The sequence below is a fragment of the Oscillospiraceae bacterium genome (assembly GCA_015068645.1).
GTDB lineage: Bacteria > Bacillota > Clostridia > UMGS1840 > UMGS1840 > SIG452.
This window is the reverse complement of sequence record SVKD01000001.1, coordinates 24,555-43,178: the sequence shown is the minus strand read 5'-3', so window position 1 is coordinate 43,178 and position 18,624 is coordinate 24,555. Positions and strand designations below refer to the sequence as shown.

Sequence of the window (18,624 nt, the reverse complement as noted above, 5' to 3'; positions counted from 1 at the left end):
TCTTCATCGCAACAAAAAGTTTTTTAATCTGTTAGTCGAATAATTCCTCTGCATACGAAATAGGATCGAAATCCATTAAATCTTCTAACTGCTCCCCTACACCGATCATTTTAACCGGTAATCCTGTTTTCTGAACCAACGGAATAATAACACCGCCTTTTGCAGTTCCGTCAAGCTTTGTTAAAATCAATCCGGTAAGGCCTGCTGCTTCCGAAAAACTTTGCGCTTGAAGCAAAGCATTCTGTCCGGTAGCAGCTTCCACCACCAAAAGGGATTCTATGAATTCTGCTCCGGTCTGCTGTTTTAAAATACGATGCATTTTGGATAACTCATCCATTAAACCTTTTTTGGTCTGAAGGCGTCCGGCGGTATCACAAATTAATACATCTTTTCCTGTCTTTTTCAGATGTTCTGCCGCTTGATAAACCACAGATGCAGGATCTTGCTCAGCTTCTCCGCAGAAGAAATCTGCACCACTTCTTTGTGCCCAAACTTCTAACTGTTCGGTTGCAGCTGCACGGAAGGTGTCTGCTGCTGCCAGAATAACGGATTTTCCCTCTTTGGAAAACTGATGTGCAAGCTTTCCGGCAGTTGTGGTTTTCCCTGCTCCGTTTACACCTACCAAGATCATAATATAAGGTTTATTTTCTTTTTTCAAAGCATGATCCGGTGATAAAATTTCTGCTATAATCGCTTTCATTTCCTTTTTCACTTCATCCGCTTCAGTCAATCGCTTCTGCTTTACCCGTGCGCGCAATTCTTCAATAATATAAGCGGAACTTTCTGCGCTGATATCAGATAAGATTAAAATTTCTTCTAATTCATCATATAATTCTTCATCAATTTTTTTGAAGATTTTAAAGGCATTGTTGATTCCTTCTGACATTGCTTTTTTGGTTTTAGCAATTCCACGTTTAAATTTATCGATAAAAAACATCGCTTTTCTCCTTTAGTTTTCCATAATAACATCTTTCATTTTTAAGGAAACCAATTTGGTAACTCCTTTTTCCTGCATAGTAACTCCATACAAATTATCTGCATTTTCCATAGTACCTCTACGATGAGATACCAAGATGAACTGTGTTTTATTTTTGTAGCTCTTGATATACTCAGCAAAACGATACACATTGACTTCATCCAACGCCGCTTCAATTTCATCAAATACGCAAAACGGCAACGGTTTTAAACTCAATACAGAAAATAATAACGCAATAGCTGTGAATGCTTTTTCACCACCGGACAACAACGAGATACTTTCCAGTTTTTTGCCCGGAGGTTGTACGATAATTTCGATACCGCTTTCCAATACGTTATCAGGTTCAGTTAATTTCAAAGATGCATTTCCACCATTGAAAAGTGCTTGGAAAGTTTCTTTGAAGTTTTCGTGAATCAAATGAAACTGTGTGGTAAAATCTGTTTTCATAATGGAAAGCATATCCGAAATCAAGGTTTCCAATTCTTCCTTGGCATTTTTTAAATCTTCTTCTTGTTTTTTCATAAAGGTGTATCGTTCATTTACTTCACGATACTCTTCCACAGAGGATAAGTTGACATCTCCCAAAGATTTTATTTTGGATTTTAGTTCACTGATTTTTTTGCGTTCGTTTTCACTTTCGCCTTCTTCGGTAGAAACCAGTTCCAATCCTTGAGAATAAGTTAACTCATATTGTTCCCACAAATTCTCCGTGTAAACTTCAATATCATTCTGAATTTTTTCAGTTTTTACAGTTAATTTTGCGAGCTCCTGCTCTAACACCAACAAAGCATCACGAGCCTGCTTCTGCGCGTCTTGTTGCGCAATAAAGGTTTCATCAATAGATTCCTTTTGCAACCGAATCCCTTCCAGTTCCGCTATGGTGTTCTTCAAATATTGCTCTTCTTGCTGAATTTGTTCTTGCTTAAACGCAATATCTTCGGTTAAAGCTTCATTTCTTTGAATTAAATTATCAGCCTCATGATTTTTATGACGGAGCGCAGACTCGTATTCTTCTTTCTCAGTGAGAACCGTTTTCTGATGTTCTATCTCGTCACGAATTCCCTGCTCAATAAAGGTCAAATACGCTTTTTTCTGATTTAATTCTGTGAGTCCCTCAGAAAGAGTTTCTGCCTGAAGTTTTTTGGAATCAATCGAATAAGTAAGATCCGTTTCTTCCTGCACCATTTTTAAAAGGGTTTTATCAATTTGTTTGATTTCGTTTTTTAATTCGGCAATATTGGCGCTTTTTGATAAAAAACCCGCAGATTTTAAAATCTGTCCGCCAACAATAGATCCACCTGCATTAAAAACTTCTCCTGTCAGCGTAACAATTCTGAAACTATGCTGATATTTTCCGGAAATATGTGCTGCTGCCTGATAGTTATCCACGACCAGTGTTTTTCCCAAAAGCCCAGACACAACACCTTTAAATTTGTCCTGATAAGAAACTAATTCAGTGGCTTTTCCCACAACACCGTTTTCCCTTAAAGCCTCACCGAAATTATAATCTCGCTCTTTCACGGTTTTTACAGGTAAGAAGGTAACACGACCAAGTTCATGCTTTTTCAGATAGTTGATTGCCTGTTTGGCATCTCCCTCGTCTTCCACAACAATATTTTGCAAAGAATTTCCTAACACAGCATCAAATGCCAGTGCAGTTTTCTTATCTGCTTTGATAATATCTGCAAGTGTACCGTGAAGTGTAACATCGGGTAACAGTCCATTTTTGGAAGCCGAAAAAATTTCTTTAACGCTTTTTTGATAGCCTTCGTAGTTTTTCTCCATTTCAGAAAGATACATAACCTTTCCCTGCTTGGTATTTCTCTCTACGGTAAGCTCAGAACGTTTTTTACGGTTTTCTTCCAGGTGATTCTGAAGATCAGTAACATCCTGATATAATCCGTCAATTTCCTTCTGAAGATGAGAAAAAGTTTCCATTTCAGATTCAATATTCTGACGATTTTCTTTTAACTGATTAATTTTATCTTCACGGTCTGAAATCAGGGCTTCATACCGAGTTAAACGCATTTTATCGGTTTCTTTTTCGTTATGTAAACGTTCAATATCTCTGATATTACGTTCAATTTCCACCTGATATAAGGTGATCTGATTTTCAAATGCTGCAATATTGTATTCATAATCTTTTTCTTTTTTATGAAACTCTTCGGTCAACAAATCTGCTTCCCGACGCTTTTGGCTTAATTTCAAAGCCGCTTGATCCAAATCTTCAATACGCTTGGTTGCAACATTCATATCCAATGTCAGTTTTTGATTTTTAGCATCCAACTCTGACAACATTTCTCGGTATTTTTTGATATAGCTACACCAATAACGGATTTCTAAAATCCGAAGCTCGTCTTTTAATGCTAAGTAAGTTGCCGCTTTCTTCGAAGACTTTTCTAAACCAGGAAGACGCTGCTCCAGTTCAGACAAAATATCATTTAAACGAAGCAGGTTATCGTTTGTTTGATTCAATTTTCTTTCTGCTTCATCTTTTTTGTGGCGATATTTGGAAATTCCGGCAGCTTCCTCAAAAAAGTTGCGTCTTTCCTGTGGTTTTCCAGATATAATTTCATCAATTTTCCCCTGCCCGACAATGGAGTACCCATCACGTCCCAGACCGGTATCCATAAAAAGCTCATTGATGTCTTTCATTCTGCAAGGCGATTTATTAATGAAATATTCTCCTTCACCGGAACGATAAACCCGACGGGTAACCATAACCTCATCAAAGTCTATCTGTAAAGCGTGGTCAGAGTTATCTATTGTTACAGAAACTTCGGCATAATTCATAGGTTTTCTTCTGGCAGTACCGGAAAAAATAACATCCTGCATATTACCACCACGAAGAGACTTTGCACGGGATTCCCCCAAAACCCAACGAATTGCATCAGAAATATTACTCTTTCCGCTGCCGTTGGGTCCAACAATGGTGGTAACGCCCCCTGTAAAGTCTAATACTGTTTTATCGGGAAAAGATTTGAAGCCGTTTAGTTCAATGGTTTTCAAATACATACCGAAGTTTTCCTTTCCTGATGATCATTTTTTACTCCAAGTTAAATTGAATCATTTTATTATAACAAAAATTCGTGGAAAATGCAAGTGTTTTCCACGAATTTTTCTGTTATTTTTCTATTATTTTTTACCGTTTTTTTCAATAATTTTATATAAATCCTGATAGAGGTATAACGAACCGCACACCACAATCATTTTCCCCGTTTTTTTTGCTTTGGAAATTGCGGTCTGCAAATCCGCAAAGGCTGTTGCAATCACTCCGATGTCTGCACCGATTTTGCATAAATTTTCAGGTGTTTCACTTCGCTCATTATCTGCTACTGCAGTGAAATAAAATGCTTCTCCTGAAAATACAGCCAAACTTTCACGAATGTCTTTATCCTTCATAAATGCGGATACAAAAATCTTTTCGATGTTTGGATAATATCTGTCCAAGCTTTTTTTCAAAGCAAGCATACCATTCAGATTATGAGCACCGTCAAATAAAATGCCGTCTTCTACCAACTCCAGCCTACCAATATGACGTGCTTTTTCCACTCCATCTCGGATGCAATTTTCACTAACACCCAAACGTAAAGCAGTTTCTACAGCAAGACAAGCATTTTCAACTTGATGATAACCTGAAATACCACAAATAAGATTGTCAATTCCATCGTATGAAAAAGTTTCGCAAGCGTTTTGTAAAATTCCGATTTCAGGCGAACTGGTGACGTAAACAGGAGCTTTTTTCTCCTGGGCAACCTGTTTTAATACTGCCATAGTTTCCTCATCCTGAGGCAAAGTTACAAGAGGAATCCCCTCTTTGATAATCCCGGCCTTTTCATATGCAATTTTAGAAATGGTGTCCCCTAAATATGCCACATGGTCAACGGCAATTCTGGTAATCACAGTGCAAAGAGGTTTTGTTACAACATTAGTTGCGTCATAACGACCGCCAAGGCCTGTTTCCAACACGACAACATCACAGTTTTGCTCCAAAAAATAGCAAAATGCAACCGCGGTCCACACTTCAAACTGAGAAGGAATCTCTCCTGTTGCTTCTTTAACTGTGGGAAGATGGCTCTCAATTTTTAATAAAAGACGATTCAAATCTTTATCCGAAATTTCCTCACCGTCGATGGAAATTCGTTCATTCACCCGTAGCATATTGGGGGAAATAAATTTTCCGGTTTTTTTACCTGATTTGGTCAATATCGTTTGCAAAAAAGCACACACAGAACCTTTTCCGTTGGTTCCTGCCACGTGAATTACAGAAAGCTTATCCTGAGGATTCCCAACGCAGTTTAACAATGCTGAAATTCTCTCCAACCCCAAGTTAATAACTGTTTGAAAACTGTTGGCATAACTTACAAAATCTTGTTTGGTTGTCTGTTTCAACTTTTACACCTCTTTTAATTCCCTCACCTGAGGAGACAACACTTTAAAAAATAAATAACCTGTGATAATTTCAATAGGCGCTTTAATCATAAAAACAATGAAACGCTCCCATGCAACCGCATCTATTAAATGTATACCGCCACGGAAAATTGCGCCCCAAATACTTCCCAAAAATAAATCCACGAAAACGCCCTTGATTAACACACATAACAAAACACGAATCAGCGTTTTCTTCTTTTTATAAAGAAACAGTCCGTAAAACACGCCGTGTAAAATTGCATTGAGTGTCCAACCGAAAAAGAATGCCATTCCTTTGGCATTAAAGAGCATTCCGCCAATATCTGCTAAACCGCCTGTAATTCCGCCCCAAACGGGACCAAACATTGCACCTGCCACAGAAATGGGTAAAAAACCAAAATCCAAACGAGATACAGGAGTCTGAAAAGAAAGCACTCTGACCAACACAATGTTGAGTGCAATCAGGAATGCCAAAATGACCATTCTTCTTAAATTTGTAGTTTTAGACATAAAAAAATCCTTTCTTGTACCACACTACAAAAAGGACGCAAATAGCCGAATCAGGCTGAAAGAAACGGCTTGTGTATTCTTTTGTAGCAACGGAATGCGGAAATAACATCGCAGATTTTTTGGTGTTTTCACCACAACAATCTTTCGTAAAAGAGACAACTTCCCGTTCTCTTTTCACTTAACGCATTATTTCCTACTCTGCTTATTTTGGAATCAAATTCCAACGATAATAATCATACACCCAACCATCGATTTTGTCAATAGATAATTCTCTCTTTTCTTCGAAATAATACAATTTTTTCATAAAAAAAACGAATTGTGACACCCAATCACAATTCGCCTTTTCTCTTTATATTTTGCCACGTTTTAAATAGGCTAAGTATTCATCCTGCGTAAATAAGGGATGGAAGTTTTCAATAACTTTTTTTGCAGCTTTGGCACCATCTTTCAATAACTCAACTGCAGTGGCAGCTAAAATTTTAGCTGCTCCGATATAAGCAACATCGGGATTGTTTACCAAAAAATCTTTGGAATGAATGGTTCCCGAAAAACCACCAATGGATGGCTGAACAGTAGGAATCACACAACTTACATCCCCGATATCAGAAGACCCCACTGCAGGCACACCTGGTACTAAAGAATCTTCTCCCAACACCTCTTTGGCAACTTCGTCCATCACATCATTGATTTCATTGCTTTCTTTTAAGGGTAAAAAGCCAAGCATATCTTCAACGGTTGCTTCTGCACCAATCATCTGAGCCGCACCGTATACTGCACGGTTTACTGCATCACTACCTTTTCTGATGGCGTCGAAAGTGGCACCACGAACATAAGTTTCAATGCATACCTCATCAGGAACGGAATTCACCACGTCACCGCCTTTGGTGATAATGGGATGAATACGAATATGTTCTTCCTCGGTAAAGGTGTCACGGTTGGAATGGATCCCCAAAATGGCAAGTGCCGCCGCATTTAAGGCATTTACACCTTCATCGGGACGGCTTCCGTGTGCCGCTTTTCCGCGGAAGGTAATGGTTTTTGCCATAAAGCCAAGATTAGAGGTTCTGGAATAGAATTTTCCTTCGGGAGCTTCTGTTTGAGCGTGAATCATTAAGACGATATCTACATCACGAAAAGCACCTTCCAAAAAAAGCTGTTGCTTACCGCCAAAATATTCAATTTTCCCCTGTGATTTTAATTCCTTACGGGAAGATAAATCAATAAATTCCTCAGCAGGTACCGCCATAAAAGTAATTTTACCGCACAGTTCTTTGTAAACATCGCTTTTTTTGAGTCCAATTGCCGCACCAAGCATTGCCGCAATCTGGGCATGATGTCCGCAGGCATGAGCTTTCCCCTCTTCATCACAGAAAGGATGTCCTTTACAAATCAAAGAATCCATTTCTCCGATAATGCAAACATTAGGCCCTTCTTTTTTGGTATCCAAAGTGGCTTTTACACCGGTTAGGGCTAACGGATATTCATAAGAAATTTCTAAATCCTCAAAGGTTTTTCTTACCAAAGCAGATGTTTTTTCTTCAAAATATCCTATCTCAGGATTTTTCAAGATTTCTTCTGCAATGGATAAAATTTGTTCTTTTTGTTCTTCTATGGTGTTATACAATTTTTGATTGAGTACAGTAATCATAAAAAATTCTCCTGTTTATATGATTGTTATTATTATAACACCATTTATTGCTCTTGTCAATTTTTAAAGTAAAAAGAGTTGCGAATCCTTCGGATTCACAACTCTTTTTTACAACAATCGAAATGTAGTTATATTGTTTATGAATATAGGTTTCCTTACAAACCAATATATTTTCGGGAGTATTACTTTTTGGGCACCAAACCATATAGATAATTATCTTACAAAAAGATGCTTTCTTTTACGAAAATATATAATATTACAAACCAGCAATACACCAGATGCAATAGCACTCGAAGTAAAACTTGAAAGATCCGTTTCTTTTGTAATATAATCAGGTAAAATAGAATCCAAACTCAACATATAACCAAGATTCAATAATGCAACAGATCCGTAAGTCAACGCCAAAAGTACAGGACCAATTTTGCGATATCCGGAAAGTGCAAAACGCGTAACAATGCAAAGTATCGCAATTCCAATGCTAAGGCTTCCGACTATCGTGTCTAAATTTTTCAATCCATCAACCATCTTGTACATTGTATCTGCCTGATCAAAATAGCAAGATCCGGTAATCAATTGGTATCCAGTCAACAAATTTGAAATTGCAGAAGCAAACAGGCTAAAATAAATCAAAAAACTATACCAATTCATTGGTATATCATCTGCATAGGTTGGTACTCCCGACGATTGGGAAGGAACATCATTTTTCACTAAAGCTCCACAAGCAGAACATACAGTTTGACCAAAGCTAATTTCTGCGCCACATTTTTTACAAGTCATAGTTGCATTCTCCTTTTCTTATTGTGAACCGCAACGAAATCAATCTTTAATCCAACGTATGGAATTAAAGATTGAATTTTGCTTAATTATTGAATTTGCTGTCGTTAACATTTTATCACATTGTATCGAATTTGTCTATATTTTTTTAAAAAATACGATAGTTTGTCGCAAAAAAATGTATTATATAATAAAAAAAGGGTTGTGAATCAAATGATTCACAACCCTTTTTACTGATGCTATATTACAACTGATATTGTATTTTAGCCTTTGATTGCAGCCTGAGCAGCAGCCAGTCTTGCAATCGGTACACGGAAGGGAGAACAAGAAACGTAGTCCAAACCGATTTTGTGGCAGAATTCAACGGAAACAGGGTCACCGCCGTGTTCACCACAGATACCGCAATGAATTTCGGGACGAGCTTTTTTACCTAAGGTAACAGCTAATTCCATTAACTGACCAACACCGGTCTGGTCCAGTTTAGCGAAGGGATCGTTTTCAAAGATTTTTGCATCATAGTATGCATCTAAGAATTTACCTGCGTCATCACGGGAGAAACCGTAGGTCATCTGAGTTAAGTCGTTGGTACCGAAGCAGAAGAATTCAGCTTCAGTTGCGATAGCGTCTGCAGTTAATGCAGCTCTGGGGATTTCAATCATAGTACCAACTTCATATTTTAAGTCTGCGCCTGCAGCTGCGATTTCAGCATCAGCAGTAGCAACAACAGCAGATTTCACATATTTTAATTCTTTGATATCGCCAACTAAGGGAATCATGATTTCGGGAACGATGTTCCAATCCGGATGAGCTTTTTTCACATTGATAGCTGCACGGATAACTGCTTTGGTCTGCATTTTAGCAATTTCAGGATAGGTAACTGCTAAACGGCAACCTCTGTGACCCATCATGGGGTTGAATTCGTGTAAGGAAGCAATGATTGCTTTGATATCTTCCACGGTTTTGCCCTGAGCTTTTGCTAAAGCAGCAATGTCAGCTTCTTCGGTGGGAACAAACTCATGCAACGGAGGATCTAAGAAACGGATACATACCGGATTTCCTTCCAGTGCTTCGTACAGAGCTTCAAAGTCACCCTGCTGATAGGGCAGGATTTTTTCTAATGCAACTTCTCTAGCTTCAACGGTGTCGGAGCAAATCATTTCTCTGAATGCAGCGATTCTGTCTGCTTCGAAGAACATATGCTCGGTACGGCACAGACCGATACCTTCAGCACCTAATTCAACAGCTTTTTTCGCATCAGCAGGAGTGTCAGCATTGGTTCTAACTTTTAAGGTTCTGAACTCGTCTGCCCACTGCATGATTCTGCCGAATTCGCCAGCGATTTCAGCGTCAACGGTGGGGATAATACCGTCGTAGATGTTACCGGTGGAACCGTCGATGGAGATTTCATCGCCTTCTACGAAAGTTTTACCTGCTAAGGTGAATTTTTTGTTTTCTTCATCCATGTTGATTTCGCCACAACCGGATACACAGCAGGTACCCATACCACGAGCAACAACTGCTGCGTGAGAGGTCATACCGCCACGAACGGTTAAGATACCCTGGGATGCTTTCATACCGGTGATATCTTCGGGAGAGGTTTCTAAACGAACTAAGATAACTTTTTTGCCCTGGTTATTCCAGTTTTCTGCATCTTCTGCAGTAAATACAACCTGACCGCAAGCAGCACCGGGAGAAGCACCTAAACCTCTACCCATGGGAGTTGCAGCTTTTAATGCTTTTGCATCAAACTGGGGATGTAATAAAGTATCTAAGTTTCTGGGATCGATCATAGCAACAGCCTGTTTTTTATCGATCATGCCTTCGTCTACTAAGTCACAAGCGATTTTTAAAGCAGCTTTTGCAGTTCTCTTACCATTTCTGGTCTGGAGCATATACAGTTTTTTGTTTTCAATGGTAAATTCCATATCCTGCATATCTCTGTAGTGATCTTCTAAGATTGCACAAACTTTGTTGAATTCAGCGAAAGCTTCGGGGAAGGTTTCAGCCATCTGAGCGATGGGCATAGGAGTACGAACACCTGCAACAACGTCTTCACCCTGAGCGTTTACTAAGAATTCACCCATCAAACCTTTTTCACCGGTAGCGGGGTCACGGGTAAATGCAACACCGGTACCACAGTCATCGCCCATGTTACCAAATGCCATCATCTGTACGTTAACAGCGGTACCCCAGGAATAAGGAATATCGTTGTCACGTCTGTAAACGTTAGCACGGGGGTTGTCCCAAGAACGGAATACAGCTTCAACTGCACCCATCAACTGTTCTTTAGGATCAGACGGGAAGTCTTTACCGATTTTGGATTTGTATTCAGCTTTGAACTGACCTGCTAATTCTTTTAAGTCTTCAGCAGTTAATTCAACGTCCTGAGTAACGCCTTTCTTTTCTTTCATTTCGTCGATAAGTTCTTCAAAGTATTTCTTACCAACTTCCATAACTACGTCAGAATACATCTGAATGAATCTTCTGTAGCAGTCCCAAGCCCATCTTGCGTTACCGGTTTTTGCAGAAATTGCTTCAACAACTTCTTCATTTAAACCTAAATTTAAGATGGTATCCATCATACCGGGCATAGAAGCTCTTGCACCGGAACGAACAGAAACTAATAACGGATTTTCCTTATCTCCAAATTTTTTGCCGCAGATTGCTTCCATTTTTGTGATATTTTCCATAATTTCAGCCTGAATTTCTGCGTTGATGGTTCTGCCATCTTCATAGTACTGAGTACAAGCTTCGGTAGAAACAGTGAAGCCCTGAGGAACCGGCAGACCAATTTTGGTCATTTCAGCCAGGTTCGCACCTTTACCACCCAGCAGTTCACGCATTTTTGCGTCACCTTCGGAAAAAAGGTATACAAATTTTTTACCCATTAGTAAAAACCTCCTAAGTATATAATGTTATTTTTTACAATTGGTAGGTCTAATCGGTTATTCAAAAGAATCGTGTCACGCTTTTGAAAACACATTAGACCATAATGCTATATTATATCATAAATCTGTAATTTGTAAAGAGTTTTTGCATAACTTTTTGCGTTTTTTTACCTTTTTTCTCTTTTTTTTCACCACGAATCAAGAAAAAAGTCAGATTACCTCATTTTTTAGATAATCTGACTTAATTTTTATACAGAAAATAACCTTTGAAAAAATTCCACAATTTTAAATTTACAAACAATTTGCTTCTTGTTTCCTGTGATGACGGACGCTTCTTTATCAGTTAAAATATAATTTATTGATTGACAATCGACATCGACCGATTCCGTAACTCCTTCGATTTTACATAATGACGGATACATTACACAAAAAAAATTCTCTCCGCCTCCATCCCCCAATGTGATAGAAACTGCGTCATAGCATCCGGCTGGTAATACAAAATCGGAGTATTCACGTACCGGAAATTCCTTTTTGCCAACAAAAACATCAGCTTCATAAGAAAAACCGTTTTCCCTTAGCACCCTATCCGCAATATTTTTCAGTTCTTTTTGATGATTCTTAAAATAAGCCAGCGCTTCCTCTTTCGAAGAAATTTCCGAAAAATCCATTTCAGAAAAAATTGTTTCCCGCACTTTCATTTTAACACCTTGATCTTCCATCGAGTTACTGTTTGCAACAATATGAAAGCGAAGAAACTTTTCTGAAATTTGTTCTGCCTCCGCCACCATTCCCAACAATGTACCAATTAAAAACACAACCAATACTGCAATAATGACTGCTTTGTTATCATTCAAGAATTTCTTGATGCAATTTGTTTTTTGATATAGTTGTTTCATGCACATTCTCCTCACTATAAAAATAAGAACCGTATCATTTTGATACGATTCTTATCATTTTTGAATAAAATTATACTTCCATTAAAAAAACTTGATCATCATAAGCAATAAGGCGATCTTTTGCTTTTTGGGCATTATCCAAAGAATCAAAAATTCCAAAAACGGATGGACCGCTTCCGCTCATCACACTGCCCATCGCACCTTCTTCCAGCATCACGGATTTCAATTCCGAGATTAAGGGATGCTTTTTCACGGTAACTTCCTCCAAAACGTTATACATTCTGCGAGAAATTCCTTGAAGGTCTCCGGATTCCAATGCACTGATTGCCCCTTGGGTATCCGGATGAAGCTCTAATTTAGACGCTTGAAGGGATGTGAAAACTTCTTTCGTGGAAACATTAATATGTTTGGGTTTAATCAAAACAATCCAACAAGAAGGCAACTTCGGAAGTACTGATAAACACTCTCCCGTTCCTTCTGCTAACGCTACCCCGCCCTGTAAACAAAACGGAATATCTTTCCCAATGGTATTTCCAAGTTTCTGAAGTTTTTCAAGCGGTAAATTCGCTTCATACAACTCGTTCAGTCCCAGAAAAACTGATGCTGCATCGGTACTGCCACCGGCAAGTCCTGCGCTAACCGGAATTTTTTTTTCGATTTCAATGGAAACACCACCCTGAATCCCGGTTGCTTCAAAAAATAATTTTGCAGCGCGAAATGCAATATTTTTTTCATTATTGGGTAAAAAAGTTAAATTGGTATTGACTGAAATACCCTCTTGTTTGGTAAGCGTTACGGTATCTGCCAGAGGAATCTCTACCATAATCATTTTAAGATCATGATAACCATCCTCTCGCTTACCTAAAACATCCAGTGTTAAATTTATTTTAGCTTTCGCATGCTTTACAAGTTTATTCATAATTTTCCAGCTCCTCAATTGCTTTTTGCAGCTGTGTATCCCGAGAACGTTCCATTAAGAAAACACTCATGGTCTGATCTTCAATTGCAACTTCAATATCCGGCTTTAATCCAACTTTGTGAATGTTTTCACCACACGGCAGGAAATACTCACCGACCGTCAACAAAACTGCACTATCGGAATCAATATAAAAATTCTGCCCAACAACGCCTTTTCCGTATGAATTTTGGCCAATCAGTTTTGCCGCATTATTATCTCGCAAACCACCTGCCAAAAGCTCTGCAGCACTGGCTGATCCCTCATCAATCAATACACAAATGGGAACATCCACTGCATTTTCAGCATCGGAGTGTTCTTTCGTTTCTGAACCGTCTGTATACTTGATGGAAACAATGGTACCTTCCGGCATCAGATAATCAGCAACACCTACTACACTTTCCAACGTACCACCGGAATTTGATCGTAAATCAATCACTAATCCCTTTAATTGAGATTGATCCAATTCTTCAAACTTCTGAATAAATTCTGCATCAGTTCCGATATCAAAGCTGGAAATACGCACATAACCGATACCATTTTCAAGCATCTCTGCACGAACTGTCTCTACAGAAACTTCTGTACGTACAAGTTCAATTTGTTTTGTTTCACCGTCCGGAGTGAGAATTTCCAATGCAACAGATTCACCAATAGGGCCACGAATCATATCCACAGCTTCGTCAAGCAAATCACCGGTAACAGGGGTATCTTCCACTTTAATAATACGATCTCCGGTTTTAATACCTGCTTCCTGTGCCGCAGAACCGTCAAAAGAATTCATAACAGTGATAAAATTACTGTCATCTACAGTAACCTCAATCCCGATTCCTACATAATTCCCTTCAATTTCTTCATTAAAGCTTGCTAAATCTTCCTGAGAAATGTAACCCGAAAAAGGATCACCCAAATGATTTACATAACCTGACATCGCATAATCAAAAGCTTCTTCATCATCAATATCGTCCTGAAAATAATAATTTTCGTGAATCAACTCATTCAATTTTTGCAGCTTAAGAGCCTGCATGGTATAATTGCCTGCATTGGTTCCGCTTCTTTCTTGCAAAACACCACTGAAATACCCAATTAAGCCAATTGCTATCGCAATTATAACATAAAGAACTGACTGAAGAATTTTTTTTAAATTCGGTCCTTTTTTCGAAGAATTATTATTTTCCATATCAATGCCTCGCTTTATCTGTAATTTGAGGGTACCACATTCGTGGTACCCTCGTTACAAGTATATGTAAGAAGAACGGATTTCATATCTTAAAATCTACAATCTCCTTTTTAAGGACTAACATAATTCAACGGATTCTGTACTGCACCGTTTACCTGAACTTCAAAATGCAGATGAGGCCCAGTTGACCAACCGGTACTACCTACATTTGCAATTTTCTGTCCTTTCTTAACAACAGCACCCTTTGAAACTACGTTAGAAGAATGATGACCGTATAAAGTAGAAATACCTCCACCATGATTAATAACGATATAGTTACCATATGCGCCGGAATATCCGGATATAATTACCGTACCGCTATCTGCTGCCACAACAGATGCACCGCTGGGAGCACCAATATCAATACCTGTATGTAATTTCTGTACCTTCAATACAGGATGGAATCTGGAGCCGAAATATGAAGTAACAGTCGGATAACCAGGAGCCGGCCATGTCATACCGCTACCGGAAGTAGAGGATGAGCTTCCTGATGAAGAATCGGAAGAAGATGAGCCAGAAGAATCCCCGGAAGATGTATCTGACGATTCACTTTGCTGAGCTGCCTCTGCTTCCGCTTTTGCTTTTTCTGCAGCTTCCCGCTCAGCAGCAGCTATAGCAGCAATCTGCGCCTGAATAGAAGCACTTTCTGTTTCGAATTTTTCATATTCCGCTGTATAGCTCTCTATATCCGCTTCTAACTGAGCAATCATTGTTGCATTTTCGTCGATTAAGGTTTGTAAATTTGCTTTTTCGGTATCTGCCGCTGTTTTTACAACCTGAAGTTCACCTTCTTTTTCACCCAGGACAACTTTTGCAGCCTCAACCAGAGACTTACGTCCAACGATATCGGTAATTACCTTTTGGTCAAATGCAGCAACCTGCTCTACAACGTCCATCCGATAAAAAAGATCAGACAAACTGGAACTGGACAGTAAAACATCTAAATAAGACGCCGTGTTTTCTTCATAAAGCGCTCTCATACGAAGCTTGAACAGTTCTCGATTTTTGTCTTCGTCCTCAGTCAAATGTAAGATTTCTGCTTCTTTATCATCGATTTGTGTTTGTAACGCAGCAACCTGGTTGTCCAATGCTTCTACTTTTGCGGCAGCATCAATCATTTGTTGGTCCAAAACCAACTTGGTTTCTTCGTAAGTCGCTTTTGATTCTTCAGCCTCATCAGCTTTTTCCTTCGCTTCTTCAGCTTTCTGCTGAACTTCCTGATTTTGCTGTTCTAATTCAGCACGTTCGTCCGCCATAACAACGGAAGACAAACCACAAGAAAGCAGTAATATAAAAGCTAAAAGTAATGTAATGATTCTATTACGCTTCACAAATTTCATTCCTTTCTTTCAAGAACAATCCCGATATCATCCATTCTGTTAGTTCTAATTGAAAAAATTAGTTATCAACGGAATTAGCACTACCATTAAAAATACAGCAATGGCTGACCACATCAACATAATGCGAAACTCTTGAGCATTATAAGATTGTCTTTCTGCGGAATATCGCCGTTTGTAACGGCGATGCCGTCTATATTGGTGTTGCAAACGGTATTTTCGCGTAGAAAAACGCGTATTCTCTTGTTGTTTTTCTTTCATAACATTCTCCAAGTAAAACGCTAATTTCAGTTTTAAAAACCTTAGGGATTATACCTTCAAATGTTTATTTACAGCAAATCCGGCACCTAATCCTCCGATACAAATTCCGTAAGCACTATTAATTAAGAATAACTGATAAAATATGTTTAAAGGTTTAATCAAATAAATACCATTCATTACCTGATGAATTTTCGGGAAAATCAAATGATATCCGTAAGCTAATAATAGACTGGAAATTAATGCCCCTATAATACCTACCAAAATTCCCTCGAACACGAACGGTGTTTTAACGAAACCGTTGGTTGCACCAACATATTTCATAATATTGATATGTTTTCTGCGAGAATAAATAGACACATTGATAATATTGGTGATAATGCTTAAACAAAGCACTGCCAAACCTAAGTAAATAACAATACTGTATATATTGATTTTTCCTCTTGCATCAGATAATTTCTGAGAAGTTTCCAAATTATCAGAAATCGCATCAACCTCGTCTAACAGACGAATTTCATCCATCACATAATCAGCTTGATCCAGATTAGTGATCGTAACAATGAAACGATTTCGGAACGGATTATCTTCTTCAGAAAGTCCCTGAAGAACAGGATCATCAGCCATCTTGGTTTTAAACTCCGCAAACGCCTCAGATTTGGTCATTAAAGTTGCACTATCAACCATTGCAATCGACATAAGTTTCTCATGTACTGCATCCAATTCTTCATCTAAAACAGTATCTTTAATGTAAATATTAAATTCAAAATTATTGCTGAGCTGATTGGAGACATGCACCAGATTTACGGATATCAGCTGAATAAAGCCGGTAACCAGCAAAGATACCACGATGGTAATCATTGTCATAAAAGTTACGGTTTTATTTGTGCTCAAATTACCGAAGGATTCTTTAATGAAATAACTAAAATTCTTCATCTTCGCTGTAGCCTCCTCTTTCATCATCTCTGACAATAGTTCCGCCATCCACAGCAATAACACGTTTATGCATACTGTCTACGATATCTTTATCATGAGTTGCAACAATAATGGTGGTGCCGCTACGGTTAATTTCTTCTAAATACTCCATAATTTCCTTGGATGTATCAGGATCAAGATTACCTGTGGGTTCATCCGCGATAATCAAATTCGGGTTATTTGCCAAGGCTCTTGCAATGGCAACACGCTGCTGTTCCCCACCGGATAACTGCTCCGGCAGAAAATGTGCTTTCTGAGACAACCCAACTCTCCCCAAAACATCAGGAGCACGTCTTCTGATCTGGCGGTTTGTTGCACCAACAACCTTCATGGCAAATGCAACATTTTCAAGCACAGTTTTATTATCCAACAAACGGAAATCCTGGAATACCATACCCAAAGTTCTTCTGTAATACGGAATTTCTCTTCTTTTCAGTTTATTTACCTGAATATCATTGATAATGATTTCGCCGGAGGTTGCCTGTTCTTCCGCGGTAATCAATTTGATTAAGGTTGATTTTCCGGCACCACTATGTCCTACTAAAAAGACAAATTCACCTTTTTCAATATCTAAATTAACATTTTCCAATGCAGTTACATTGGTATCTTCATATGTTTTTGAAACATTTTTAAATTGTAACACTGTTTAGCACCTCAAATTTTCATCACATTTGCTGAGAGATATTTTTTTACCATCATCGCCACTTTGAAGATTATTGCATCATCAAATTCTCTTAAATCCAGCCCTGTTAATTTCTGAATTTTATCCAAGCGATACACCAATGTATTTCTGTGGATGAAAAGCTTTCTGGAGGTTTCGGAAATGTTTAAGCTGTTATCAAAGAATTTCTGAATTGTCATCAAGGTTTCAGAATCTAGTTTATCAATAGAATCTTTTTTAAAAACCTCATCCAAAAACATCTGACAAAGTTTTACGGGGAGCTGATAAATCAATCTGCCGATTCCCAAAGATTCATAATTTAAAATTTCTTTATCAGCATCAAATACACGACCGATTTCCAATGCTACCTGTGCTTCACGGTAAGAAGCTGCAATATCTCGCAACGTAACTGCAACAGAACCGATGCCCACACAAATATTAACCATTGCTTCAGCGCGAACGGTATCAATAATGGTAGAAACCAAAGATTCCTGTTTCTTTGCAGAACGTTCCGTTTCTGAAACTTCACAAATAACAGCAATATTCTTTTCATCTAAGGAAATTACAAACTGTTTCCCTTTTTCCGGGAACATACCGTTTAAAATTTCGGCAACATTTCCTTCATCCTGAACAGGAAGATTCACAAGATATACTGCTCTGGGTACTTCATAGGCAAGTTTTAATTCCTTGGAACGAGCGTAAACCTCACCGGGAAGGATGCTGTCTAAGAGTATATTTTTCAAGAAATTGCCTGCATCATACTTTTCTTCATAAAAGTGTTTGATATTAGAAAAAGTTGCCGCAAGCATCTGAGCATACTTTTTCGCTATTTCGGAATCAGATTCCACATAGATACAAAATTCAAGCTTGGATCTTACAAAAATCGGTTTATAGGTCACTCCATTTTCTACCACAACTGAACCGTCATTGAGTAAATCCAGATCAATTGGAAAATGTTTTCCTAAGGTCATATTGTTGGAGCCTGCAATTACGATACTGTTATCATCAAGTACCCCGAATTGATATTCAATGATTCCTACAAACTGATATACGGCATTTTGAAAATGTTTATGAATCATACTGTACCACCTTACTGTGTTTGATTGTACGTGTTTTAAACAAA

At 38.4% G+C, this 18,624-nt stretch carries 15 protein-coding genes; all 15 read right to left on the bottom strand.

Annotated features, from left to right (window positions below):
• Positions 1-31: 31 nt before the first annotated feature.
• Positions 32-937 carry a signal recognition particle-docking protein FtsY gene (gene ftsY, locus E7413_00215; protein ID MBE7018290.1) on the bottom strand — a complete coding sequence of 302 codons (906 nt, stop codon included), beginning with the start codon at positions 935-937 and terminating at the stop codon, positions 32-34.
• A gap of 12 nt (positions 938-949) precedes the next feature.
• Entirely contained in the window at positions 950-3,991 is a 3,042-nt protein-coding gene (locus E7413_00210; protein MBE7018289.1) for a chromosome segregation protein SMC, read from the bottom strand.
• A gap of 120 nt (positions 3,992-4,111) precedes the next feature.
• Positions 4,112-5,368, bottom strand: coding sequence for a bifunctional folylpolyglutamate synthase/dihydrofolate synthase (locus E7413_00205; protein ID MBE7018288.1), 1,257 nt, complete (start codon positions 5,366-5,368; stop codon positions 4,112-4,114).
• 3 nt (positions 5,369-5,371) lie between these two features.
• Positions 5,372-5,896: a folate family ECF transporter S component gene (locus E7413_00200; GenBank protein MBE7018287.1), complete on the bottom strand. Its 525-nt coding sequence runs from the start codon at positions 5,894-5,896 to the stop codon at positions 5,372-5,374.
• Between the two features lie 349 nt (positions 5,897-6,245).
• Positions 6,246-7,544: an amidohydrolase gene (locus E7413_00195; protein ID MBE7018286.1), complete on the bottom strand. Its 1,299-nt coding sequence runs from the start codon at positions 7,542-7,544 to the stop codon at positions 6,246-6,248.
• A gap of 213 nt (positions 7,545-7,757) precedes the next feature.
• On the bottom strand, positions 7,758-8,321 hold the full coding sequence (locus tag E7413_00190) for a hypothetical protein (protein MBE7018285.1): 564 nt from the start codon (positions 8,319-8,321) through the stop codon (positions 7,758-7,760).
• A 260-nt stretch (positions 8,322-8,581) separates the two neighbouring features.
• Complete coding sequence (locus tag E7413_00185) at positions 8,582-11,206, bottom strand: pyruvate, phosphate dikinase (protein MBE7018284.1); 2,625 nt, start codon at positions 11,204-11,206, stop codon at positions 8,582-8,584.
• 248 nt (positions 11,207-11,454) lie between these two features.
• Positions 11,455-12,108 (bottom strand): hypothetical protein, encoded by a 654-nt coding sequence (locus E7413_00180; GenBank protein MBE7018283.1) that lies wholly within the window; start codon positions 12,106-12,108, stop codon positions 11,455-11,457.
• A gap of 64 nt (positions 12,109-12,172) precedes the next feature.
• Positions 12,173-13,021 carry a 4-(cytidine 5'-diphospho)-2-C-methyl-D-erythritol kinase gene (locus tag E7413_00175; protein MBE7018282.1) on the bottom strand — a complete coding sequence of 283 codons (849 nt, stop codon included), beginning with the start codon at positions 13,019-13,021 and terminating at the stop codon, positions 12,173-12,175.
• Positions 13,014-14,234 (bottom strand): S41 family peptidase, encoded by a 1,221-nt coding sequence (locus tag E7413_00170; protein ID MBE7018281.1) that lies wholly within the window; start codon positions 14,232-14,234, stop codon positions 13,014-13,016. The genes E7413_00175 and E7413_00170 overlap by 8 nt, the downstream gene beginning before the upstream one ends.
• 110 nt (positions 14,235-14,344) lie before the next feature.
• Complete coding sequence (locus E7413_00165) at positions 14,345-15,613, bottom strand: hypothetical protein (GenBank protein MBE7018280.1); 1,269 nt, start codon at positions 15,611-15,613, stop codon at positions 14,345-14,347.
• A 45-nt stretch (positions 15,614-15,658) separates the two neighbouring features.
• Positions 15,659-15,871, bottom strand: a complete 213-nt coding sequence (locus tag E7413_00160) for a hypothetical protein (GenBank protein MBE7018279.1) — start codon at positions 15,869-15,871, stop codon at positions 15,659-15,661.
• A 48-nt stretch (positions 15,872-15,919) separates the two neighbouring features.
• Entirely contained in the window at positions 15,920-16,849 is a 930-nt protein-coding gene (locus tag E7413_00155; protein MBE7018278.1) for an ABC transporter permease, read from the bottom strand.
• A complete protein-coding gene (ftsE, locus tag E7413_00150; protein MBE7018277.1) occupies positions 16,788-17,483 on the bottom strand; it encodes a cell division ATP-binding protein FtsE in 696 nt (231 codons plus the stop codon). The genes E7413_00155 and ftsE overlap by 62 nt, the downstream gene beginning before the upstream one ends.
• Positions 17,484-17,494: 11 nt before the next feature.
• On the bottom strand, positions 17,495-18,580 hold the full coding sequence (locus tag E7413_00145) for a PucR family transcriptional regulator (protein MBE7018276.1): 1,086 nt from the start codon (positions 18,578-18,580) through the stop codon (positions 17,495-17,497).
• Between the last annotated feature and the right edge of the window lie 44 nt (positions 18,581-18,624).

Excerpts from the sequence above, each read along its gene's own strand:
- E7413_00175 (MBE7018282.1), bottom strand. The coding sequence starts at position 13,021 with ATGAATAAACTTGTAAAGCATGCGAAAGCTAAAATAAATTTAACACTG.
- E7413_00190 (MBE7018285.1), bottom strand. The coding sequence starts at position 8,321 with ATGACTTGTAAAAAATGTGGCGCAGAAATTAGCTTTGGTCAAACTGTA.
- E7413_00200 (MBE7018287.1), bottom strand. The coding sequence starts at position 5,896 with ATGTCTAAAACTACAAATTTAAGAAGAATGGTCATTTTGGCATTCCTG.
- E7413_00170 (MBE7018281.1), bottom strand. The coding sequence starts at position 14,234 with ATGGAAAATAATAATTCTTCGAAAAAAGGACCGAATTTAAAAAAAATT.
- E7413_00145 (MBE7018276.1), bottom strand. The coding sequence starts at position 18,580 with ATGATTCATAAACATTTTCAAAATGCCGTATATCAGTTTGTAGGAATC.
- E7413_00185 (MBE7018284.1), bottom strand. The coding sequence starts at position 11,206 with ATGGGTAAAAAATTTGTATACCTTTTTTCCGAAGGTGACGCAAAAATG.
- E7413_00155 (MBE7018278.1), bottom strand. The coding sequence starts at position 16,849 with ATGGCGGAACTATTGTCAGAGATGATGAAAGAGGAGGCTACAGCGAAG.
- ftsY (MBE7018290.1), bottom strand. The coding sequence starts at position 937 with ATGTTTTTTATCGATAAATTTAAACGTGGAATTGCTAAAACCAAAAAA.
- E7413_00165 (MBE7018280.1), bottom strand. The coding sequence starts at position 15,613 with ATGAAATTTGTGAAGCGTAATAGAATCATTACATTACTTTTAGCTTTT.
- E7413_00180 (MBE7018283.1), bottom strand. The coding sequence starts at position 12,108 with ATGTGCATGAAACAACTATATCAAAAAACAAATTGCATCAAGAAATTC.
- E7413_00210 (MBE7018289.1), bottom strand. The coding sequence starts at position 3,991 with ATGTATTTGAAAACCATTGAACTAAACGGCTTCAAATCTTTTCCCGAT.
- E7413_00160 (MBE7018279.1), bottom strand. The coding sequence starts at position 15,871 with ATGAAAGAAAAACAACAAGAGAATACGCGTTTTTCTACGCGAAAATAC.
- E7413_00195 (MBE7018286.1), bottom strand. The coding sequence starts at position 7,544 with ATGATTACTGTACTCAATCAAAAATTGTATAACACCATAGAAGAACAA.